Origin of the sequence: Pseudomonas sp. WS 5010, from assembly GCF_012985565.1 — a bacterium.
Classification (GTDB): Bacteria; Pseudomonadota; Gammaproteobacteria; order Pseudomonadales; family Pseudomonadaceae; genus Aquipseudomonas.
In genome coordinates this window covers 13,638-35,519 of the sequence record NZ_JAAQWQ010000006.1, presented here as the reverse complement: position 1 = coordinate 35,519, position 21,882 = coordinate 13,638, and the positions used below count along the sequence as shown (strand labels likewise).

The 21,882-nt window shown below is 62.6% G+C and carries 22 protein-coding genes; 7 read left to right on the top strand and 15 right to left on the bottom strand.

Translation table 11 applies throughout. The features are described 5' to 3' along the window. Window position 1: 1 nt before the first annotated feature. The 5 genes from HBO11_RS20345 to cpaB are packed head-to-tail and all read right to left on the bottom strand — an operon-like array spanning window position 2 to window position 5,517. Window positions 2-883 carry a type II secretion system F family protein gene (locus HBO11_RS20345; RefSeq protein WP_169952008.1) on the bottom strand — a complete coding sequence of 294 codons (882 nt, stop codon included), beginning with the start codon at window positions 881-883 and terminating at the stop codon, window positions 2-4. Between the two features lie 10 nt (window positions 884-893). Then, entirely contained in the window at window positions 894-2,165 is a 1,272-nt protein-coding gene (locus tag HBO11_RS20340; RefSeq protein WP_169952006.1) for a CpaF family protein, read from the bottom strand. Then, a complete protein-coding gene (locus HBO11_RS20335) occupies window positions 2,162-3,355 on the bottom strand; it encodes a pilus assembly protein (protein WP_169952004.1) in 1,194 nt (397 codons plus the stop codon). Before HBO11_RS20335 ends, HBO11_RS20340 begins: the two co-directional genes overlap by 4 nt. Next, window positions 3,352-4,554: a type II and III secretion system protein family protein gene (locus HBO11_RS20330; RefSeq protein ID WP_169952002.1), complete on the bottom strand. Its 1,203-nt coding sequence runs from the start codon at window positions 4,552-4,554 to the stop codon at window positions 3,352-3,354. Before HBO11_RS20330 ends, HBO11_RS20335 begins: the two co-directional genes overlap by 4 nt. A 15-nt stretch (window positions 4,555-4,569) precedes the next feature. Next, entirely contained in the window at window positions 4,570-5,517 is a 948-nt protein-coding gene (cpaB, locus tag HBO11_RS20325; RefSeq protein WP_169952000.1) for a Flp pilus assembly protein CpaB, read from the bottom strand. A 326-nt stretch (window positions 5,518-5,843) separates the two neighbouring features. Here cpaB and HBO11_RS20320 point away from each other — a divergent pair, with 326 nt between their 5' ends. The 3 genes from HBO11_RS20320 to HBO11_RS20310 are packed head-to-tail and all read left to right on the top strand — an operon-like array spanning window position 5,844 to window position 6,713. Further along, window positions 5,844-6,032 carry a Flp family type IVb pilin gene (locus HBO11_RS20320; protein ID WP_038445716.1) on the top strand — a complete coding sequence of 63 codons (189 nt, stop codon included), beginning with the start codon at window positions 5,844-5,846 and terminating at the stop codon, window positions 6,030-6,032. A gap of 55 nt (window positions 6,033-6,087) precedes the next feature. After that, window positions 6,088-6,480, top strand: coding sequence for a response regulator (locus HBO11_RS20315; protein WP_169951998.1), 393 nt, complete (start codon window positions 6,088-6,090; stop codon window positions 6,478-6,480). Between the two features lie 44 nt (window positions 6,481-6,524). Next, window positions 6,525-6,713 (top strand): Flp family type IVb pilin, encoded by a 189-nt coding sequence (locus HBO11_RS20310; protein ID WP_169951996.1) that lies wholly within the window; start codon window positions 6,525-6,527, stop codon window positions 6,711-6,713. Window positions 6,714-7,122: 409 nt separating this feature from the next. On the opposite strand, the gene HBO11_RS20305 is transcribed toward HBO11_RS20310, so the two are convergent. From HBO11_RS20305 to HBO11_RS20285, 5 genes are all read right to left on the bottom strand, one after another. Continuing rightward, complete coding sequence (locus HBO11_RS20305) at window positions 7,123-8,805, bottom strand: ShlB/FhaC/HecB family hemolysin secretion/activation protein (protein WP_169951994.1); 1,683 nt, start codon at window positions 8,803-8,805, stop codon at window positions 7,123-7,125. Window positions 8,806-8,973: 168 nt separating this feature from the next. Beyond that, window positions 8,974-10,245: a collagen-like triple helix repeat-containing protein gene (locus tag HBO11_RS20300; RefSeq protein ID WP_169952424.1), complete on the bottom strand. Its 1,272-nt coding sequence runs from the start codon at window positions 10,243-10,245 to the stop codon at window positions 8,974-8,976. Beyond that, entirely contained in the window at window positions 10,173-10,628 is a 456-nt protein-coding gene (locus HBO11_RS28805) for a hypothetical protein (RefSeq protein ID WP_170042279.1), read from the bottom strand. The genes HBO11_RS20300 and HBO11_RS28805 overlap by 73 nt, the downstream gene beginning before the upstream one ends. A gap of 418 nt (window positions 10,629-11,046) precedes the next feature. Then, on the bottom strand, window positions 11,047-11,895 hold the full coding sequence (locus HBO11_RS20290; protein WP_169957128.1) for a MaoC/PaaZ C-terminal domain-containing protein: 849 nt from the start codon (window positions 11,893-11,895) through the stop codon (window positions 11,047-11,049). A 2-nt stretch (window positions 11,896-11,897) separates the two neighbouring features. After that, window positions 11,898-13,250, bottom strand: a complete 1,353-nt coding sequence (locus HBO11_RS20285) for a 3-oxoacyl-ACP reductase (protein WP_169957129.1) — start codon at window positions 13,248-13,250, stop codon at window positions 11,898-11,900. 106 nt (window positions 13,251-13,356) lie between these two features. Here HBO11_RS20285 and HBO11_RS20280 point away from each other — a divergent pair, with 106 nt between their 5' ends. Then, window positions 13,357-14,634, top strand: coding sequence for an acetyl-CoA C-acetyltransferase (locus HBO11_RS20280; protein WP_169957131.1), 1,278 nt, complete (start codon window positions 13,357-13,359; stop codon window positions 14,632-14,634). A gap of 174 nt (window positions 14,635-14,808) precedes the next feature. Further along, window positions 14,809-15,705 carry a PA4780 family RIO1-like protein kinase gene (locus HBO11_RS20275; protein WP_076961462.1) on the top strand — a complete coding sequence of 299 codons (897 nt, stop codon included), beginning with the start codon at window positions 14,809-14,811 and terminating at the stop codon, window positions 15,703-15,705. A gap of 54 nt (window positions 15,706-15,759) precedes the next feature. On the opposite strand, the gene cueR is transcribed toward HBO11_RS20275, so the two are convergent. The 3 genes from cueR to HBO11_RS20260 all read right to left on the bottom strand — a co-directional run bounded on the left by cueR (window position 15,760) and on the right by HBO11_RS20260 (window position 18,820). Further along, a complete protein-coding gene (gene cueR, locus HBO11_RS20270; RefSeq protein ID WP_169957133.1) occupies window positions 15,760-16,161 on the bottom strand; it encodes a Cu(I)-responsive transcriptional regulator in 402 nt (133 codons plus the stop codon). Then, a complete protein-coding gene (locus HBO11_RS20265; RefSeq protein ID WP_169957134.1) occupies window positions 16,158-18,359 on the bottom strand; it encodes a heavy metal translocating P-type ATPase in 2,202 nt (733 codons plus the stop codon). The genes cueR and HBO11_RS20265 overlap by 4 nt, the downstream gene beginning before the upstream one ends. Window positions 18,360-18,439: 80 nt before the next feature. After that, the gene (locus HBO11_RS20260; protein ID WP_169957135.1) at window positions 18,440-18,820 is read right to left on the bottom strand and encodes a hypothetical protein; all 381 of its coding nucleotides are present in this window, start codon (window positions 18,818-18,820) and stop codon (window positions 18,440-18,442) included. 147 nt (window positions 18,821-18,967) lie between these two features. On the opposite strand from HBO11_RS20260, the gene HBO11_RS20255 reads away from it, so the two are divergent. Together HBO11_RS20255 and HBO11_RS20250 are read left to right on the top strand one after the other, a co-directional pair. Further along, entirely contained in the window at window positions 18,968-19,165 is a 198-nt protein-coding gene (locus HBO11_RS20255) for a cation transporter (protein WP_169957137.1), read from the top strand. An 86-nt stretch (window positions 19,166-19,251) separates the two neighbouring features. Continuing rightward, window positions 19,252-20,445, top strand: a complete 1,194-nt coding sequence (locus tag HBO11_RS20250; RefSeq protein WP_169957139.1) for a multidrug effflux MFS transporter — start codon at window positions 19,252-19,254, stop codon at window positions 20,443-20,445. Between the two features lie 8 nt (window positions 20,446-20,453). On the opposite strand, the gene HBO11_RS20245 is transcribed toward HBO11_RS20250, so the two are convergent. Further along, window positions 20,454-20,633, bottom strand: coding sequence for a hypothetical protein (locus tag HBO11_RS20245; protein WP_032859764.1), 180 nt, complete (start codon window positions 20,631-20,633; stop codon window positions 20,454-20,456). Window positions 20,634-20,782: 149 nt separating this feature from the next. Then, a complete protein-coding gene (locus HBO11_RS20240; RefSeq protein WP_169957140.1) occupies window positions 20,783-21,796 on the bottom strand; it encodes a zinc-binding alcohol dehydrogenase family protein in 1,014 nt (337 codons plus the stop codon). Window positions 21,797-21,882: the final 86 nt, after the last annotated feature.

Genomic DNA, 21,882 nt, shown 5'->3' with positions numbered 1-21,882 from the left:
CTCAAATACTCCGCAACATGCGCCACATCGTCAGGCAGCCCAGCACCTGCATGGTCAGCGCGGCCAGCAGCATGTAGCGGCCGCTGTCGTCGTTCCACATGGTCAGCAGGTAGCCTGGGTTGATCAGCATGAAATAGCCCACCATGGCGATCGGCATGCCCGCCAGGACAAAAGCGGTAACGCGCGTCTCGCCGGTCATGGCGCGCAATTGCCGCGCGCCCTGTTCCCGTTCGCGGATCACCTTGATCAGGTTCTCCAGCAAGTCACTGGCATTGCCGCCGTAGCGGTGGTTGACCTTGAGGCCCAGGGCAAGCATGCGGAACTCGTCTTGCTCGTAGAACTCGGCAAAATCACTGGCGGCCTCGGGCAGGCTGACCCCCAGTTGCACATTGCGCTGGATACGCCCCATGGCGGGCTTCAAGGGCTCCTCGGTGCTGTCGATCGCACCCAGCAAGGCGTCGGCCAGGGTGCGTCCGGACTTCAGGCTGCGCACTGTATGGTCGAGCACTTGCGGCAGTTGTTCGATCATCCGCTTCACCCGCCGCCGATAGCGCCAGGCGATGTACAGCCGCAGCAGCAGCGGCGGCAGCAACACCATGCTCAGCAGGCCGACCCAGCTCCACACCAGGAACCCCAGGACGGCGCCCAACACCCAGCAGGTCACCCACAGGCCCAGGCTGTCGGTGGGTTTGCCCAGGCCCGCGCGCTGGAACATGCGCTCCAGGCCGACCCAACGCCCACGCTCTTCGGCCAGCAGCGGTTGGCCTTCGGCGAGTCGTTCCAGGACGCGGTCGGTTTCTGCCTGGCGCAGGCCACTGAGGAACAGGTGCAGCGACACGCCAATCAGGATCACGCAACTGAACATCAGGATGGCGCCGGTCATGGTGACGCTCCTATAGCGGCAGGGCGGATTCGCGGCGCAGTTTGTCACCCGCCGGGTTGACGGCCTCGCGCAGGAAGCCGAAGCCGGTGCGCCGGTCATGGCGGAACAGGGTGTTGGTGACATACACGTCATCGCGCACCCCCACCACTTCCACCACTTCACTGACGCAGCGCCGGCCGTCGGGCAGGCGGGTCAGCTGGATCACCACATCCAGCGCCGCGCAGATCATCTGGCGCAGGGTTTTCTCCGCGACCACCCGCCCGGTCAGGCCCACCAGGGTTTCCAGGCGCAACAGGGCGTCCTGGGCGTTGTTGGCGTGCACGGTGCTCATGGAGCCGTCGTGGCCGGTGTTCATTGCGGTCATCACATCCAGCACTTCCACACCACGGATCTCACCGAGGATGATGCGGTCCGGGCGCATCCGCAGGGCGTTGCGGATCAGGTCGCTGGCCTTCACCTCACCGTGCCCCTCGGCATTGGGCGGACGGGTTTCCAGGCGCACCACGTGGGGGTGGCCCAGTTGCAGTTCGGCGACGTCTTCGATGGTCACCAGGCGTTCGTGGGGGTTGATCAACTGGCTGAGAATATTGAGCAAGGTGGTCTTGCCGGTGCCGGTGCCGCCGCTGATCAGGATATTGCAGCGCTTGCCCACCGCCTCCTGGAAAAACTCGAAAATCGACTGGTCGATGGTCTGCATCGCTACCAGGTCGCTGCTCTTGAGCATGTCCTTGCGAAACTTACGAATCGACAGGCACGGACCGTCGAGGGCAATCGGCGGGATGATCGCGTTGACCCGGCTGCCATCGGGCAACCGGGCGTCGACCATCGGCGAAGATTCATCCAGGCGCCGACCCAATGGCGCGAGGATGCGTTGCATGACCCGCTCCACATGGTGGGCGTCGATAAAACGCAGGTCGCTCTGGTGCAACAGGCCGTCCCGTTCGACAAACACCCGGTGTGGGCCGTTGACCAGAATCTCGGTCACTGACGGGTCGCGCAACAGCACTTCCAGCGGGCCGAAGCCGGTCAGTTCATCGACGATTTCCTCGGCCAGGCGCTCCATCTCATAACGGGAAATCGCCAGGTGCATGCGCGTGATGTATTCGGACACCTTGTCGATGACAAATTGCGCCAGGGATTGGCGCGAGCCTTCCAGCAGGTTTTTCCCCGACTCTTCGATGGCATCGATGATGTAGCGGTGCAGCACCAGTTTCAGGCCGTCGTGATCCACGGCGCTGCCAAGACCACGGGCAGGCGCGCCGAAGAGCTTTTCGCCGTTCATTTGATGGTCCCCCGCAGCCGCTCAAACCAGCGGGTGGAAGGTTTTTCAAGACCTTCGGAGCGCTTGGCCAGGCGTTCGCCCAAGACCTTCAGGTTTTGCGTCAGGGTCTCCCTGGGCGCCAGGCTGAACAAGGTTTGCCCCTGGTTCTTGGCGTTCAGGCGCACTTCCGGGCTCAATGGCAGCACGGCGATGACTTCCAGGCCGAAGCTCTTTTCCAGGGCCTCGCTGTCCGGTGCGGCGCCCTTGAGATAGCGGTCGATCAGCAGCCGTGCATGGTCCAGCTTCATACCCTTTTCCCGCCACTGATTGAGTACCGCCAGGTTGCGTCGGCAGTCGAGGACATTCTGGTCGGTGCACCATAAGAGCTTGTCGCAGTGGCTGACAAAAGTGCGCAGGGCTTCGCTGTCGCGCTGGCCGGTGAGGTTTACCACGATGTGCTGGAAGTGTTGGCGCAGGGCACTGAGCAGCATGTACAGCTCGGCGGCGCTGGTCAGTTCCAGGGGGTCGTCGCTTTCGGTGTAGGCGAGGATGCGCAGGCCACCTTCGGTGGCGGTAAAGGCGCTGTTGATCAGCGTGGTGTCCAGGCGGCGCAGGTGGCGCAGGGCATCGCCAAAGTTGAACGAGCTTTCCAGGCCCAGCAACGCCAGGCTGTCGCCACGGGGCAGGCCCAGGTCCAGCAGCAGGGTCTGTTGACCGCTCTTTTGCACCACCATCGCCAGGTGGCTGGCGAGCAGGGCGCCGTCGGCATTGCCCTGGGTGCCATACAGCACCGTCAGGCCGCCCAGGTGCGCATTGTGGGCGACTGGCGGCAGGCGTTTGCTCAGGCGCCGCACCAGGCCGGCGACTTCGCTGGAGCGTGAACCATAGGCGACAAAATCCCGCGCCCCGGCACGCATCGCGTTGAGTACCAATTGATTGTCCATGCCGTCGCCCAGGGCGACGATGGCCAGCATCGGCTTGGCTTCCAGGGCGCCCTCGATCAAGGCGCTCTGGGCCACTACATGCTCGCGGTCCAGGCCGACGAACACCAGGTTGGCGAAGGTCACGTCCACCAGGGCCAGCAGTTCGTCGAGGCTGCCACCACCGGCACTGACCACTTGGCCCAAGGGCGCCAGGGCGCCTTGCAGCCATTCCAGGTCGGTGGTGTTGCGGGTGATTGCCAGGAACGTCTGGCTCAGGCTGTCGCTCATTGGGAAAGTCCTGTGCGTCGGTCGAAGTTGCCGTTTTCCAGGAAGTACAGGCGATACCAGTTGGGATCGTAGTTGCGCAGTTTTTCCCCGGGCAGGGACGGCAGGCGCGCGTTGGCGGCCAGGGGTTGGACCAGGTGCGGGGTAACGATCATCAGCAACTCTTTTTCCTCGCGGCTGACGTTGCTGTCACGGAAAAACGCACCAAGGATCGGTATATCGCCCAGGCCTGGAAACTTGCTGATGGTGGAGCGGTTGTTATTGCTGATCAGGCCGCTGATCACAAAGCTTTCGCCATCGGCCAAGGACACTGTGGTGTCGGTACGCCGCACCGTCAGTGCCGGTACCTGGATGCCTTCTACCTGCAAGGCGTTGGCGTAATCCAGCTCGCTGACTTCCGGTGCGACCTTGAGGGAAATCCGCGTGCGGTCGATCACGGTGGGGGTCAGGGTCAGGCGGATACCGAACTCTTTGTACTCGATGGAGATGGTGTCGCTGCCGGCACTGGGCACTGGGATCGGCACTTCGCCACCGGCAAGGAAGGTCGCACTGTGCCCGCTCATGGCAACCAGGCTCGGCCGCGCCAGCGTGTAGGCAAAACCGCTGCGTTCCAGGGCATTGATCAGCGCCGAAAAGCGCCCGCCGCCGATGCCGATGTTAAAACTCTCGTTATCCAGGGGCAGGCTCATCCCGGCTGTGCGCGGGCTGCCGAACAGGAAGTTGCGGGTGCCGCCGAAAATCGACGTGCTGGCCTCCTTGAGCTTGGTGCGGCTGACTTCGACAAAGCGGATATCGGTCTGCACCTGGCTCGGCAGGGACGGGTCGTCGGACGGCGCCAGGGCCTGGCTGGTCAGGCTTGAGCTGGCCTTGCCCTTGACGAACACCATGCTTTGGCGCGGCGCACTGGAGCAGTGGGTCCAGACCATCAGGCTGGTAGCGCCCGAGGCAACGCCGGTGAGCAGGAAGGCGCGGTCACCGTTGAGGTGTACATCGGCGATTTTCGGGTCGCCGATGGCCAGCCGGGTGATCGCTACAGGCGATTGCAGGGTCTGTTGCAGGCCTTCGCCGACCTCGACCACGGCCGGCAGGGCGCCCAGGCCGCTGCAACTGTCGGTAGCCGCGAACGCCAGGCTTACAGGCAGGCTGGACAGCATCAGTGCCCAGGCCATTTGCGTGAACGCAGGTGCAAATCGATGGCGCATTCAAGGCATCCTTGCTCAGGGATTTTGTTGGATCGCTTGGTTACCGCGTATGACCTCGATGCCGGAGCGCCGGGGTTCGTTGGCGCCTCCAGCCTGTGTGACTCTTTTCGGCGCACCGAGCATGGCCAGTTGAGTGAACTGGTACAGCTCGCGATTGGCGCTTTGCAGTTTGGCGAAGGCCTCGTTGTCCCCGGCCCAGTACTGGCTCAGCAATTGTTCATCGGCACTGCGTACCGCCAGGCGCAAGGCGCCGACGCTGGTGGCCAGCATCAAGCGGCTCATCAACTGTTCCGGCACTGCCAGCACTACGGTTCGCGGTGGGCTTGCCTGGCGTTGTGCCTGGCGGGCTTTTTCTTCATCGGTGGTGGGCGGCGCAACGGCGGGCTTGCCATCGTTGGTCGGGCCGAGGGTATCGCCGACACTGAGCAGGCGCAGGGCCGGCACGATGATCTGTGACGTGGGCTCGGGGTTGGTGCCTTCCGGGCGCAGGAACAGCAGCACATCCACAAAATCCCCGGGGCTCAACTGGCCAGCCGCACCGATGACCTCATCGACGGCCACCGCCAGGGCGCGTTCGTCAGGGCGGATCATGCGGGCCAGCGGGCCTCCGGCATTGAAGCTGGAATCATCCAGCCAGGTGCCGGCACGCAGGGCTCTCAAGGGCGTGCGGCCGATGGCCTGGTCGAGGCTGGTCAAGCTGCCGGCCGGGGCGGTGCGCAGTTTTTCCAGGGTCAGGTCGGCGGCGGTCAGGGCGATATAGGGCGGCACGTCATGGGCCAGGACCACCACGGGTTGGCGGGTCTGGTCTTCGACGGCGGCGACGGTTTTTTCCACAGAAACGCCAGATGGCGCGGGCGTGGCTGCCGGCTCAGGCGGACGACTCAGTACCAGTCCCCAATAGCCTGCAAACAGCGCACCGATTAATAACAACCCGGCCAGGATCATGCTGACACGACTGTTCATGAAGGCTCTCCCTTTCCTGTTGCACCACGCGCCCGTTTTTCCCAACGAGTTGATTTCGCAACCAGGCAGCTATGAACATCTAACGATTTCGCTATTTGACGGTAGCCGAGCTAGGACAAAATGCCATTAGCGTCCGCGATTTATTTTGGAACCCTCGCGCAGCTCCTTAAAACACGGGTTCATGACGTCAAGGTTGTGACTACTACTTTGTGATTAATCCGTTCTTACAGTTGTTGATGTGGGGTTTGTTGACAATGCTCTAGTGGCACGCAGCAATCACCGTGCAGCACCGCGATCTGCGCAAGCAAGCGCAAAGGAGAAGTCATATGTTCCTTACCTTCATGATGAAGCTCTACGTCCAACTCCAACTGTTCTTTCATCGCAAAGAGGGCGCGACGGCGATTGAATACGTGATTCTTGTCGCGGTTATCGCGCTGGTCGTGCTGGCGGCCGGTAAATTGCTTGGGCCTCAGATCGCGGCCATGTTCGCTAAAGTCGGAGCCGCCTTGACCTGATTGGCAGCAGTGCCTTGAGCATGCCCATCAGTGATTGTCTTGGAAGGTATTGCTCATGAGCGCTGTTGTTGCGAGCCGCCAGCAGATCCTGTTGGTGGATGACGAAGAAGATGCCCTCGTTGAACTGGCCGAATCGCTGGGAGACGAGGGCTTTATTTGTTTTTGTGCCACCTCCGTCACAGATGCATTGCAGCAACTGACACTGCATCCTGATATCGCGCTGGTTATCACCGACTTGCGCATGCCCGAGGAAAGTGGCATCTCCCTGATCAAGCGCTTGCGTGAGCACACGTCACGCCAGCACCTGCCCGTTATTGTCATGTCCGGCCATGCCGAAATGGATGATGTCAGTGACATGCTGCGCTTGCAGGTCCTGGACCTGTTTCGCAAACCCATCTACCTGGTTCGGTTGATCGACACCCTTAACAATCTGTTCCCCCGGGCGTAGGGAACAGTTGGCCCGTGCATAGCGCCCTGCTGAGGAGATGCCCTATGTTGCTTGCCCTGCTGCTGAGGATGTATGCGTGGTCGATGCTGTTCTGGCGCCGCCGGGACGGTGCGACGGCTATCGAGTATGTGATTTTGATTGTGGTGATTGCGCTGGTGGTGCTGGCGGCTGGGAAGTTGCTGGGGCCGCAGATTGCGACGTTCTTTGGCAAGGTGGGGGATGCTCTGACCTGAGGGCGGTGCCATAGGTATCTACACTGGGTTTGTGTACATATCCGTTGCTGCGGTCATGGCCACTTAGGGTTCCGCCCTGACGGCGGGTCACTTTCGAAGAGCGCGAAAGTAACCAAAGCGCTTTTGCCCCACCACTCGGTGCCTCGCCTAGGCTCGGCATGCCCGCAGTCAGGCATTGCTCCGTGGGCCCGCCGCGATCGTCCATCCATGGCCGTGTCGCGGCTACCCCGGCATCCATGCCGGGGTGCCCACTGCGCAATACCTGCCTGCGGCCAGCGTGGTTTGAGGGGGCGCCTGAGATCAAGATCAAGATCAAGATCAAAAGCAGAGCTACAGCGCAGAGCTGCATTTCCCTCTGGGAGCTGGCTTGTCGGGTCGCCGCATTGCCGCATTGCCGGCAAGCCGGCTCCTACAGCTGATAGCTAAAACTCAAGGTATACCGCGGCCGCCGGTTAAAACTGTCCAGCGCCATATCCGACATCGGCTTGGCCGCTTCTAGCGCAATGTTGTAGTACTTGGCATCGCCAAAGCGCACGCCAACGGCGGCGGATGACATGTCACTGTCCTTGACCGGCAGGTTGTTGAACCAGGCCTTGGCGCGGTCGAGCACGACGTAAGGCTGCACGATCCTTACCCAGTCGCCAGCGCGGTTGTAGCTGTAGTTCACCTCGTAGGCCACCCCCCAGCCCTTGTCGCCCGAACCCTGGTCATCCGGGTAGCCGCGCCCGAAGTTCTGCCCACCGAACACCGCTCGTTCGCTGTCGGGCAGGGTGTCGTCGCTCCAGTACAGCGCCGCCGAGAGCACGCCTTGCCAGTTGTCGAAGAACTTGTCGCTCTGCACCCCGGACAGGCGCAGGCGGAAGAAGTCCAGGTCGGATTTTATGCCCTCGAAGTCACTGCGGGTTTTTGCGCCCAGGCCGTCGACGCCCTGGTACAGGCCGGCGCTGAGGATGCGCAGTTGGCGATTGTCGGCCTTGCGCCAATCCCCTTCAAAGGCCAGCGCGCGCAGGTCGGTTTCCACGTCAAAGCGTTGCGGGTAACCGACCAGTTGATAGCGAGTCCTGTCGTTCACCCCGTAGAAGCGAGTGCCGAGGGTCAGGGACTCGCTGGGCGAAGCGATCAGCGGGTGGCTCAGGCCGATGGAGAACCGGTCGTTTTCCCGGTGTGGCTTGAGCGAGAAGCCGCCGTCGAGGCGGATATGGGTGCTCGGGTCGCTGCGATAGCGCGCGCCATACAGGCTCAGTTGCGTGCCTTCGGCATTGATGAACTGGCTGTAGTCGAGCCGGTAGTAATGCTCTTTGTCGTCCCCCGGCGGGAACAGGCCGCTGAGGCTGACTTGTTCGCCCATTGATGTGTGGGAATTGCTGGTACCGGCGATCAAGGCTTGCAGGCCCCCGCGGCTGTCGTCGGTCATGCTCATGCTGCTGGTGAACGGTTTGCGGCTGGCCTGGATATTCATGTGCGCGGCACCATCGGTGGTGCCCGGTGGCGGTACTTGCGCTTGCAGCGTCACGCCGGGAATCCGCCCCATCAAGGTGGTGTAGCGCTCGAAAGTCTTGCGGGTCAGCGGGCGTTCGGCCTGGAGCTTTTGCGCCAACTTGTCGACGTAGGCCGACACCGAACCAATGTCGCCTTGTACCTGGTAGTCCTTGATGTAACCCTCGACCAACACCACGCGCACCAGGCCCTGTTCGAAGCGCTGGTCGGGCAGGAAGGCGTAGGACAACAGGTAGCCGTCCTGCTGATAGCGCCGGGTGATGCTGCGGGTCGCTTCGATCAGTTGGGCGAGGTTGGTTTCATGGCCAATCAACGGCTCGAAAACCTGGGCGACTTCCTGCAGCGGATACACCGTGCCGCCTTCGATCTGCAGCTTGCGGATGGTGACTTTGGTGTCCATCAGCAGCGGTTGCGCTTGTGCCGCCGGGGTCTCTGGTAGCTGGGTCTGCGGCGTCACGGGCCGGTAGGCGTCGGCCGGCAGGTTGGGGACGGGGAGGTTGCGGATGGTGTCGTTGCTGTTGAGGAAGCTGGGTAGGGTCTCGGCGTGGACGTAAGCGCTGAGGGTGAGCAATAACAACGGCGTCAAAACGCGCATAGGACACTCCATGGTCAAAACTGCAGCGGCATTTCGTAGGGTCCCGCCGGGTTCTTGGGCACGGTTCGGGAGTTCCAATAAAAAAGACGAGAGACCCATTGGAATCTCTCGTCTCAACCAAGCGTAGGCGCTGTAGGGGAGGCCGTCTAATGGCCAGGTGCAATTCTTCTATTTGCCGGTCAGCCCCTTGAGCAGGCCACCTACGCCGGTGTTTGTAGTGGCCGAACCAGACGCCGTGGCGTTGGCGTTGGCATTGATGTTCAGACCGCCCACCAGGCCACCGCCGCTACCACTGGTGCCGCCGGTAACCAGGCCGCCCACCGAGGACACCACGCCCCCGACTGCGGTGACGGTCTGGCCCACGGTATTGGTGACCGGGTTGGCGTTGGCCGCGCTGATGTTGCCGCCCAGGCCGCTGACTGCGCCGCCCACTTGCGTCACCAGGCCGTTGACCGGTGCACCGATACCAGTGGAGGTGCCGATGTTTTGGGTCAGGCTGCTGACACCCGAAGTCACAGGGTTGAGCGCTGCGCCCACATTGGTTGCCAGGCCTGCCACCGGTGCGGTTGCCGCCGTGTTGGCGACGCCGTTGCCACCGATCACTGTGCCGAGCGAGGCTACTGTGTTGCCCAGTGCGCCGCCTGCCACACCCCCCGCACTGACGGTGCCGTTGGTGTTGCCCGCATTCAGGCCGTTACCGACGTTGGCCACCAGGCCGCCCACCAGTTCAGGCAGACCGGATGCAGGGGCGCTGCCACTGCCGGTCCCGGCAGACGGTGCGACGTAACCACCGGCAGTGCCCGCTACTGCTCCGACACCGCCGAGCACGCTGCCCAAGGCACCAGTTACCGGGTTGCCAGCGCCACCCGCGCCTGCCACCTGGGTGCCGAGGCCGGTGACGGTAGAGCCGACTTTGTCCAGCAGGCCATTGACCGGGTTGCCCAGGCCGGTGGCTTTACCCAGGTTGCCGGTGGTGTTTTCCACCAGCGAGACCACAGGCACCAGCACTTTGCCGCCCAGGGTATTGGTGACCGACCCCAGTGGGCCGGTGGTGCTGGCGGTGCTCAAGGTATCGCCGAGCATGGTGACCGCCTGGCCAACCTTATCCACCAGGCCGCCGGCTGCCCCACCGACGCCGCCGGTAAGGCCGCCCACTACTGGGATACCGCCCAGGGTGGTCGACAGTGTTTTGCCAGTGTTCGAAACACCCGTGCCCAGGTCGGCGACGCCGTTGGCCACACCGGCCACGGTAACGCCCAGGGAGTTGCTGTTAGTGCCCAGGGAGCCCAGGCCAGTACCGACGCCGGTGCCTACGCTGCCCACGGCGGTGCCCACGCTGGACACCAGGCCGCCTGCGGCAGTGCCGACTACTGGAACGCCGCCAACGGTGGTGCCGATGCCACCGATAGCTGTACCGACATTGCCGAGGGTGCCGCCCAGGTTGGCTGCAATCTGGCCAGTGACCAGGGGGCTGGTGGTCGAGCCAGTGCCGCCACCAGTACCACCGCCAGTGCCGCCGCCAGTGCCACCACCGGTTCCGCCGCCAGTGCCGCCGCCAGTGCCACCACCGTCGCCACCGCCAGTGCCACCACCGGTTCCGCCGCCAGTACCACCACCGTCGCCACCGCCGGTTCCGCCGCCAGTACCACCACCGTCGCCGCCACCAGTGCCGCCGCCAGTACCACCACCGTCGCCGCCACCAGTGCCGCCGCCAGTACCACCACCGTCGCCGCCACCAGTGCCGCCGCCAGTACCACCACCGTCACCACCACCCGTACCACCACCGCCGGTACCGGCGCCAGCATCCGGGGAGGAGGATGCAACGCTGCTTTTATGACCGCCACCACCACTGCTGCAGCCTCCCAGGCTCATCGCCAAGATAAGGGCCAATGCAGTACTTGCCTTCCACAACACGACTTGAGTTTTCATGATGAGTTCCTTAGCACCTGGTACAGCCTTTGTTGGTTTCGCAAGTTCGCCTGTTCTTTGGCAGGCAATACATGCGTCCGTTGTGGCTATAACAGTCTTCGGTACTCTTTCTCGCAACGCTCAACTTGGTATTAACGATTTATATACAGGCGCTGGTATGCATCTTGGTGATTAATGCCAAGGGTATAGGGGGCGGTTTGTTGTTTGCATCGATGTTTTATAAATCAACTACTTGAATAAGTTAGCGGGCTATCGTTAGCCCGCTATAACTTAGGTTGTATATATACAATTAATCAGCAAATTACCCCGGTTTCAGGCAATCGGCTGCCACTTGCCGAGCATGTGCTCTATATCGCTGTGGCCCTTGAGTTGCAACTCACCGCTGGAGCCGGGGGCGCTGCTCAACAAGATGACCTCGCCAGGCAGGCGCACCGGTTTCTTGAACTCAACGTAGATCTCGATATTCGCCGTGGGCAGATGTTCATGCAGGGCCGCCACGGTGCGAGCCTTGTTCCACAGCCCATGGGCGATCGCCTGGGGGAAGCCGAACAGCTTGGCGGTGAGGGCGCTCAAGTGGATCGGGTTGTAGTCGCCGGATACCCGGGCATACCGCCGTCCGATGTCGGATGGCGCCTGCCAGCGGGTCAGTTCGCTGATCGAATTGGGCGCTGGCAGGGATTGCTCTGGGGCCTCGCCATCGAGTTTCATCCCGCGACAGAGCATTTGGCTTTCACCTTCCCACAGCAGCCCCAGGGAATCTTCGACGGTGGTGATCAGGTCAAAAGTCGCACCCTTGGCATGGGGTTGCAGGTTGCGCGTATGCACGCTGACCCGTACATCGCTGACCCCGCCCATGGGGCGAAACACCCGGATACGGTTACTCAAATGCACCAGCCCCAGCAGCGGGAAGGGGAATTCCCGTGCTGTCAGCAGTTGCAACTGCAGGCCGAACGCCAGGATGTGCGGATAAGTCGCCGGCAGCAGCGGGCTCTGGGCAAACCCGCAGACCTTGCGATAGGCCGCGACCGCCTCGGGGTTGACCTGCACCCGGCAATGCAGGCCAAACGTGGGCAAGGTGGTGCCGGTGATCTTGCGCTTGAGCGCGGCGCGCCAGTACAGCGGTGGCAGCGCCGGGCTGCTGGGTAATGTGTGCCACAGCATGGTTACGCTCCCAGCAGGCTTTGCCCGCATACGCGCAATGCCTGGCCACTGACGGCGCCTGACCCTGGCTGGCCCAGCCAGGCCACCGCCTCGGCAACATCCTGCGGCAAGCCACCCTGGCCCAGTGAACTCATGCGCCGCCCGGCTTCACGTAAGGCGAAAGGAATATGCGCAGTCATCTGGGTCTCGATAAAGCCCGGCGCCACCGCGTTGATGCTGATACCCCGTTGCGCCAGCAGCGGCGCCCAGGCCTGGGCCAGGCCAATCAACCCGGCCTTGCTCGCGGCGTAGTTGGTTTGCCCGCGATTGCCGGCAATGCCGCTGATGGACGCGAGCAAAACCACGCGGCCATTGTCGTGCAGGGTGCCGCTGTCGAGCAGGGCCTTGGTCAACACTTGTGGGGCGTTGAGGTTGACCGCCAATACGGCGTCCCAGTATTCCGGGGTCATATTGGCCAGGGTCTTGTCGCGGGTGATCCCGGCGTTGTGCACCACAATGTCGATGCCGTCCGGCAAGTGTTCGATCAGTTGCGTGGCGGCGTCATCGGCGCAGATATCCAGGGCAATGCCACGCCCGCCCAAGCGTGCGGCGAGGGCGTCGAGATCGGCCTTGGCTTGCGGCACATCCAGCAACACAATTTCGGCACCGTCGCGCGCCAGGGTTTCGGCAATCGAGGCGCCGATGCCACGGGCAGCCCCGGTCACCAGGGCCTTGAGCCCGGCCAGCGGGCGCGTCCAGTCGTGCACCTGGGTTGGGCAGGCGTTCAGGCGCAGCACTTGGCCGCTGATATAGGCGCTTTTGGGTGAAAGGAAAAACCGTAGCGCACCTTCCAACTGCTCCTCGGCGCCTTCTGCGACATACAGCAGTTGCAGGGTACCGCCGTTGCGCAGCTCCTTGGCCAGGGACCGGCTGAAGCCTTCGAGGGCGCGCTGGGCGCTGGCGGCAAACGGTTCGTCGAGGCTTTCCGGGGCGCGGCCGAGAATCACCAGGTGCGCGCTGTGATCGAGATTTTTCAGCAGCGGCTGGAAGAATTCACGCAGTTGCTTGAGTTGGTCGGTGTGCTGCAAGTGGCTGGCATCGAACAGCACCGCCTTGAGCTTGGGGCCGTGCCCGGGGATCCACGGCGTGGCCTGCAGCGGCTCGGGCCCGTAGCTGTAGATGGCCTCGGTGAGTTTGTTGGCAAACCCCAGCACCTGGGCCGCGAGCGGGCCGCCGCCCAACAGCAGGGCGCCATCCACCGGGCGCAGGCGTCCGGCTTGCCAGCGCTCCAGGCGTACCGGGGACGGCAGGCCAATGGCCGAGACCAGGCGGTGGCCGAGGCTTGAGTTGGCGAAGTCGATATAACGGTCAGACATGGAACGCTCTCCGGCTGCTGGGGTTCAAAGGGTGGACCATCAATAGGTGACAGTCGTTCCTAGTCTAGGCTCAGGATTGCACCTACCACCTAACAGGGAGCTTTCCATGACTCAGTTGCGCCGTGTCGCGATCATTGGCGGTAATCGCATCCCCTTCGCCCGTTCCAATGGCCCCTACGCCACGGCGAGTAACCAGGCCATGCTGACCGCTGCCCTGGAAGGCTTGATCGAGCGCTACAACCTGCACGGCCTGCGCCTGGGCGAAGTGGCCGCAGGCGCGGTGCTCAAGCATTCGCGCGACTTCAACCTGACCCGCGAATGCGTGCTGGGCTCGCGCCTGTCGCCGCAAACCCCGGCCTATGACATTCAACAGGCCTGTGGCACCGGGCTGGAAGCGGCGTTGCTGGTGGCCAACAAAATTGCCCTGGGGCAGATCGAATGCGGGATCGCCGGCGGTGTCGACACCACCTCCGACGCGCCCATCGGGGTGAACGAGGGCCTGCGCAAGATCCTGCTGCAGGCCAACCGCAGCAAATCCATGGCGGATAAATTAAAAGTCCTGTTACAACTTCGCCCGCAACACCTCAAGCCGGAACTGCCGCGCAATGGCGAACCGCGTACGGGCCTGTCCATGGGCCAGCATTGCGAGTTGATGGCGCAGACTTGGCAGATACCCCGCGCCGAGCAGGACCAACTGGCCCTGGAAAGCCACCAGAAGATGGCCGCGTCCTACGCCGAAGGCTGGCATAACGACTTGCTCACGCCGTTCCTGGGACTGACCCGTGATAACAACCTGCGCCCAGACCTGACCCTGGAAAAACTCGCCAGCCTCAAACCGGCTTTTGAACGCAGCGCAAAGGGCACCCTGACCGCCGGCAACTCCACGCCACTGACCGATGGTGCATCCCTGGTGTTGTTGGGCAGCGAAGCCTGGGCCAAGGAGCGTGGCCTGCCGATCCTCGCCTACCTGCGCGATGGCGAAGCGGCGGCGGTGGATTTCGTCAATGGCGCCGAAGGGCTGTTGATGGCGCCGGTGTATGCCGTCCCACGCCTGTTGGCGAGAAATGGCCTGACCCTGCAGGATTTTGACTACTACGAAATCCATGAAGCCTTCGCTGCCCAAGTTTTGTGCACACTCAAGGCCTGGGAAGATGCCGATTACTGCAAGAGCCGCCTGGGCCTGGACGCACCGTTGGGCGCCATCGACCGCAGCCGGCTGAACGTCAAAGGCAGTTCCCTGGCCGCCGGGCACCCGTTTGCCGCTACCGGTGGGCGTATCGTCGCCAACCTGGCCAAGCTGCTGGACGCGGCCGGCAAGGGGCGCGGGCTGATTTCGATCTGCGCGGCGGGTGGCCAGGGCGTGACGGCGATCATTGAGCGCTGATCTCGGCTATCATCCGAACGCCTTGAGCAATAGCGGCTTTGTCGGATTAATCTGGCATATTGGATGCATTCTTTAGCAGATCAAGGCTCGTTACCCTCTCCCCGCTGTGCGAGGATTGCCGTATAACGAGTGCCATACGCGTGTTTGGTAATAAAGGACCCACAATAAAAGCTGATGAAGACTCCTAAACGCATTGAACCCCTGATCGAGGACGGTCTGGTCGACGAAGTGCTGCGCCCACTCATGAGTGGTAAAGAAGCAGCTGTTTATGTGGTGCGCTGCGGCAACGAGTTACGTTGCGCCAAGGTCTACAAGGAGGCGAATAAACGAAGTTTTCGTCAGGCGGCCGAATACCAGGAAGGCCGCAAGGTCCGCAACAGCCGGCAGGCCCGGGCGATGGCCAAGGGCTCCAAGTTCGGCAAGAAAGAAACCGAAGACGCGTGGCAGAACGCCGAAGTGGCGGCCTTGTTCCGCCTGGCCGGTGCCGGTGTGCGTGTGCCCCAGCCCTACGACTTCCTCGAAGGCGTGTTGCTGATGGAACTGGTGGCCGATGAATACGGTGATGCGGCGCCACGCCTGAACGACGTGGTCCTGGAACCGGATCAGGCCCGTGAGTATCACGCATTCCTGATCTCGCAGATCGTGCTGATGCTGTGTACCGGCCTGGTGCACGGTGACTTGTCCGAGTTCAACGTACTGTTGACGCCGACGGGGCCGGTAATCATCGACCTGCCGCAGGCGGTGGATGCGGCGGGTAACAACCACGCATTCACCATGCTCGAGCGGGACGTGGGCAACATGGCTTCGTATTTCGGGCGCTTTGCCCCGGAATTGAAGGCTACCAAGTACGCCAAGGAAATGTGGGCGCTGTACGAAGCCGGCACCTTGCACCCGGCCAGCGTATTGACCGGCGAGTTCGACGAACCGGAAGAGTTGGCGGATGTGGGCGGCGTGATGCGCGAGATCGAAGCGGCACGCCTCGACGAGGAGCGGCGCCAGGCGATCCGCGCAGCGGACGATGCGCCACCGGGCAAACCGGCGGAGGAACCGCCGCCGCCGTGGATGCAGTGATCTGACAACAAAAAATCCGGCCCAGGCCGGATTTTTTGTACCCCCGCTCCTTACTCAGTTACAGCAACTGCCCGACGCCAACTTCTTGAGGATCGGGCAATCGGGCCGGTGATCGCCCTGGCAGTTCTCCATCAGGTCCTGCAAGGTATCGCGCAACTGCCCCAGCTCGCGGATCTTGTGGTTCAGCTCATCGATATGCTGGCGAGCCAACGCCTTGACGTCGGCGCTGGCGCGCTGCCGGTCTTGCCACAATTCCAGCAGCTTGCCGACTTCCTCCAGGGAAAACCCCAGGTCCCGCGAGCGCTTGATAAAGGCCAGGGTATGCAGGTCCTCGTGGTCGTACAGGCGATAGCCGCTGTCGCTGCGATGGGCCGGCTTGAGCAGGTTGATGGATTCGTAATAGCGAATCATCTTGGCGCTCAAGCCGCTTTGCCGGGCTGCTAGGCCGATGTTCATTGGCGGTGATCCTCCAGATCCTTGGGTTTCCAGGTTTTCAACAGCAGCGCATTGCTGACCACGCTCACGCTGGACAGGGCCATGGCGGCACCGGCCAATACTGGGTTGAGCAGGCCGAACACGGCCAGCGGAATGCCGATCAAGTTATACACAAAGGCCCAGAATAGATTCTGCCGGATTTTTGCGTAGGTCTTGCGGCTGATTTCCAGCGCTGCGGGCACCAGGCGCGGATCGCCGCGCATCAGGGTGATACCGGCCGCGTGCATCGCCACGTCGGTGCCGCCGCCCATGGCGATGCCGATATCCGCAGCGGCCAGGGCCGGGGCGTCGTTGATGCCATCGCCGACCATGGCCACTACCCCGGTCTTTTTCAGCTCGGCGACGGTGGCGGCCTTGTCGGCAGGCAACACTTCGGCGTGCACATCGTCGATGCCCAGCGCTTGTGCCACCACGCGGGCGCTGCCGCGGTTGTCGCCGGTCAGCAAGTGGCTGCTGATATTGCGCGCCTTGAGCTGCTGCACGGCTTGCAGGGCACCTTCCTTAAGGGTATCGCCAAAGGCAAACAGGCCCAGTACCCGCAGTTGTGGGCTTTGCTCGATCAGCCAGGACAAGGTACGGCCCTCGGCCTCCCAGGCGCTGGCGTTGGCGGCCAGGTCCCCCGGCTTCAAGCCGGTCTCATCGAGCATGCGCCGATTGCCCAGGGCCAGTTGCCGGCCGTCCAGGGTGCCGGCAATGCCACGCCCGGTCAGGGATTGGCTGGCGCTGACATCGGCAACCGGCAGGCCTTGATCGTTACACGCGTCCAGTACTGCCTTGGCCAATGGGTGTTCGCTGCCGCGTTGCAGGGCGCCGGCCTGTTGCAGCAGCAACGCCTCATTGCCATCTACCGCATGCAGGTGGGCGATTTTCGGCGCGCCGGAGGTGAGGGTGCCGGTTTTGTCGAACACCACCGCGCTGACTTCGTGGGCGCGCTCCAGGGCTTCGGCATCCTTGATCAGAATCCCGTGACGGGCCGCAACGCCGGTGCCGGCCATGATCGCAGTCGGCGTCGCCAGGCCCAATGCGCACGGGCAGGCAATCACCAGTACCGCGACCGCGTTGATCAATGCGGTTTCCAGCGGCGCACCGTACAGCCACCAACCAATCAGGGTGGCGAGGGCGATCACCAACACGGTCGGCACAAATACCTGGCTGACTTTATCCACCAGTTTCTGGATCGGCGCCTTGGCGGCCTGGGCGTCTTCGACCAGGCGAATGATGCGCGCCAGCACGCTTTCGGCGCCGAGGGCCAGGGTGCGTACCAGCAAACGGCCTTCACCGTTGATCGCACCGCCGGTGACTTTATCCCCAGGCTGTTTCGGTACCGGCAGGCTTTCACCGGTAATCAAGGCTTCGTCCGCATGGCTTTGGCCTTCGACCACTTCGCCATCCACCGGGAAACGCTCGCCGGGCTTGACCAGTACCAAGTCGTTGAGGCGCAGCGCGCTGATGGCGACATCTTGCTCGCGGCCATCAATCACTTGGATCGCCCGCTCCGGCCGCAAGGCCTCCAGGGCCCGGATGGCGCTGGCGGTCTGGCGTTTGGCGCGGCTTTCCAGGTATTTGCCGAGCAGCACCAGGGCGATCACCACCGCCGAGGCTTCGAAGTACAGGTGCGGTTCCACCCCAGCCGGGGCGATGAGCCATTGATAGATACTCAGGCCATACCCGGCGCTGGTGCCGATGGCGACCAGCAGGTCCATGTTGCCCGCACCGGCGCGCACGGCTTTCCAGGCGGCGACATAGAAGCGCGCACCAAAGATGAACTGCACCGGTGTGGCGAGAAGGAACTGGATCCAGGCCGGGAGCATCCAGTGCAGGCCGAAGGGCTGCACCAGCATCGGCAACACCAGTGGCAACGCCAACACAATGGCCATCACCAGTGACCAGCGTTCGCGTTTCAGGCGCTGTTCCTGGCTGGCTTGGGTGGCGGTTTCGCTCTGCGGCAAGGTGGCGGTATAGCCGGCCTTTTCCACGGCGGCGATCAGTACGGCGGCGTCCATCTGGCCCGCCACCTCGACGTGGGCTCGTTCATTGGCCAGGTTGACGCTGACGCTTTGCACGCCGGGCACCTTGTTCAGGGCGCGTTCGACCCGCCCGACGCAACTGGCGCAGGTCATGCCGCTGATCGGCAGGTCGAAGGTGGTGGATCCATTCATGGGGCAGTCCTCCAGGAGTAGTTGCCTGTAGGATCAACCTTAACCTTAGGGGAAGGTCAAGCTCCATTATCCCGCGTGGTTCAATAGCCCAGTTTTGCAGGCTTTAGGTACATGCCGTCTGCGCCTTGGGCAATGCGCAGCTTGCGCACGTCGCCAGCTTTCAACTCGATGGTTTGTGCCTTGGGCGCCAACAGTCCCGGCAGGCAGCCAGGCGCCTGGCCCGGCAACAGTTTGAGACGCAGCGAGACCCGGCCTGCGGGGAAGTTGAACGAGGTGGCCTGCTCCTGGAACAGCCGGCCGGCCAGTTGATCATTGACGTACAGGCCAATCTCGCAATTGGTGGGCACTTCCAGGCGTTCCCTGGAAATGATCAGCACCCCATAGTCCTCGGCGGCGCTGGCCTGGGGGACAGTGGCGAACAGGCTGAGCAGGCTCACAAGGCCAAAAAACGACCAGCGCATGGTGAATTCTCCGGGTTTCAAATCGTGGATGGTTGCAGCTTGGCCGACGCCGCCAGGGAATGCCAGCCCGGCAGTTGTTTTCAGCGCTTGACCTTGCCATCGTGGCAAGGATGAAACTGGGCGAAACCTCACTCAAGGAGTCATGTCATGCAAATATTCAGCGTTGAAGGAATGACCTGCGGCCATTGCGTTCGGGCCGTGACCCAAGCAGTACAATCCAGAGATCCGGCCGCTAGCGTGAATGTAGATCTGAAAGCCAAGGAAGTCGGCGTGGTAAGTCGCTTGTCGCCGGAAGAGGTGATCAGCCTGATCACCGAAGAAGGCTACAACGCCAGGCTCGCCTGATTATTTAATAGGTAGCGAGCTAACGTAATGTTCAAGGCACCCAAGCGCGGCTAGACTGTCGGGCTGCCGACTCTTCCGGGTGCCTGATGAACCTTCGCATAATCCTTATTCTGGGGGCCTTGAGCGCATTTGCGCCGCTGGCCATCGACTTTTATCTACCGGGCTTCCCGGCCATGGCCGTGGCGTTCGGTACCGACGAAAAACATATCCAGCTGACCCTGGCGGTGTACTTCACCGGCCTGGCGATCGGCCAGTTGATCTATGGGCCGCTGGCGGATCGTTTTGGCCGGCGTATCCCGCTGTTGAGCGGCGTCACCCTGTTCACCGTGGCCTCCTTGGCGTGCGCCTATGCGCCGTCCCTGGAGTGGCTGATCGGTGCGCGTTTCGTCCAGGCCCTGGGCGGGTGTGCGGGCATGGTGATTTCCCGGGCGGTGGTCAGCGACAAGTGCGACGCGGTGGGCTCGGCCAAGGTCTTTTCGCAGTTGATGCTGGTGGTCGGGTTGGCACCGATCCTGGCACCGATGCTCGGTGGGGTAATGGTCAGCTTGTGGGGCTGGCAGTCGATTTTCCTCGCTCTGACGGTATTTAGCGTCGGCGCCGGGGTGGCGGTGGCTGTCGGTTTGCCGGAGAGCTTTCCGGCTCATCAGCCTCGGCAGCCATTGTCCGGGGCGTTGCGCCAGTACGGGCGCCTGCTGGCCGACCGGGTGTACCTGGGCTATGCCGTGACCGGTGGCATCGCGATTGGCGGGATGTTTGCCTACATCGCGGGTTCGCCTTTCGTGTTTATCAAGCTCTACGGCGTGCCGGCCGAGCACTATGGCTGGCTGTTTGGCACCAATGCCGCGGGTTTTATCCTGGTGGCCCAGGTCAACGCGCGGCTGCTGGCCAAGCGCGGCCCGGCGTTTCTGCTGACCCGCACGGTGTGGGTGTACCTCGCGGCGGCGCTGGCGTTGCTGGCGGTCAGTGCTCTGCATACCCAGGCATTGTGGCCGCTGCTGGTGCCGCTGTTCCTGTGTATCGCCAGCCTGGGTTGCATCATGCCCAATACCTCGGCGTGCGCGATGAACGGCCAGGGCGCGCGGGCCGGTAGCGCATCGGCCCTTTTGGGTTGCATTCAGTTTGGGGTGGCAGCGGGGGCGGCATCGTTGGTCGGCGCATTGCACGACGGCACGGCCATGCCGATGTCGATCGTCATCAGCCTGTGCGGGGTGTTGGCGGTAGTGGTGGCCATGTTGACCCAGCGCCTGCAACGGCAGCGAGCCTTGCAAGCGCAGGTCTGACGGCGTTTTCAGCCAGTAGCGCGCTGCTGGCTTTCGGGAAAGCGGTGGGGTGCCTGGATCCGGTTTTGCAGGGTATTGGCGAAGGCGCGGGCCTCGGCTTCACTGCGGAAGGTAAAGGCATCGTGGTCCAGGCGAACCTGCCATTTGTTGCCTTGGGATTTTGCTAACGCTTTTATCAGGATCTTCATTGCTGACTTCCTCACGTAAAAGATTGCGTGGCAAAGGCGGCCAATATAAACCCGAATACGCTCACAAATATGACAAGGATCAAGTGTCTGACTAGCGGTGCCGTCCGTTACCCACAACGATAGCGGACGACACTCACAGAGCCCGCGTCTTAAAAGCCTTCCAGCACAATCTTGCCCTTGGCCTTGCCGCTTTCCAGCAACCCGTGGGCGCGGCGCAGGTTCTCTGCGTTGATCACGCCGAAGTGTTCGCCCACCGTGGTTTTCAGGGTGCCGGCGTCGATCAGCTCGGCCACGCGGTTGAGCAGGTTGTGTTGCTCGATCATGTCGGCAGTCTCGAACATCGACCGGGTGTACATGAACTCCCAATGCAGCGACAGGCTCTTGCGCTTGAGCTTGAGCACGTCCAGCGACTTGGGATCATCGATCAATGCCAGTTTGCCCTGGGGCACAAGGGCTTCGACCAACTGGTCCAGATGCTGGTCGGTCTGGGTCAGGCTGGCGACGTGGGTCACCTGCGGGTGGCCTGCGCGCTTGAGTTCTTCGCTTAGAGGCTGGCTGTGATCGACCACCAGGTCGGCCCCCAGGTCCTTGGCCCAGGCCTGGGTTTGCGGGCGCGAGGCGCTGCCAATGACCTTGAGCGCGGTGAGTTGCGCCGCCAGTTGGGTGAGGATCGACCCCACGCCACCGGCAGCGCCGACAATCAGCAGGCTCTGGCCTTGATCGGTCTTGCCTTCAGGGACTTGCAGGCGTTCGAACAGCAGTTCCCAGGCGGTGATAGCGGTCAGCGGCAGGGCAGCGGCTTCGGCAAAACCCAGGCTCTTGGGCATATGGCCGACGATGCGCTCATCCACGGTGTGCAGCTCGCTGTTGCCGCCCGGGCGTGTCAGGGAGCCGGCGTAGAACACCTTGTCGCCGGCCTTGAACAGTGTCACTTCGCTGCCGACGGCCTTGACCACGCCCGCAACGTCCCAGCCCAACACCTTGGCCGCGCCGTTTTCCGGGGCGACGTTCTGGCGGATCTTGGTGTCCACCGGGTTGACCGAGATGGCTTTGACTTCTACCAGCAGGTCGCGCGGGCCGGCCACCGGCTCAGGCAATTGGATATCTTGCAGGGACTTGGGGTCGTTGATTGGCAATGCGGCGTAGTAGGCGATGGCTTTCATGACGAGTTCCAGGGTGTGTGGAAGGGAATAGGTGGATCATTGGCTATTTCTCTTGCAGATAAAACCCGCTAAAAGAGCAGTCTCTT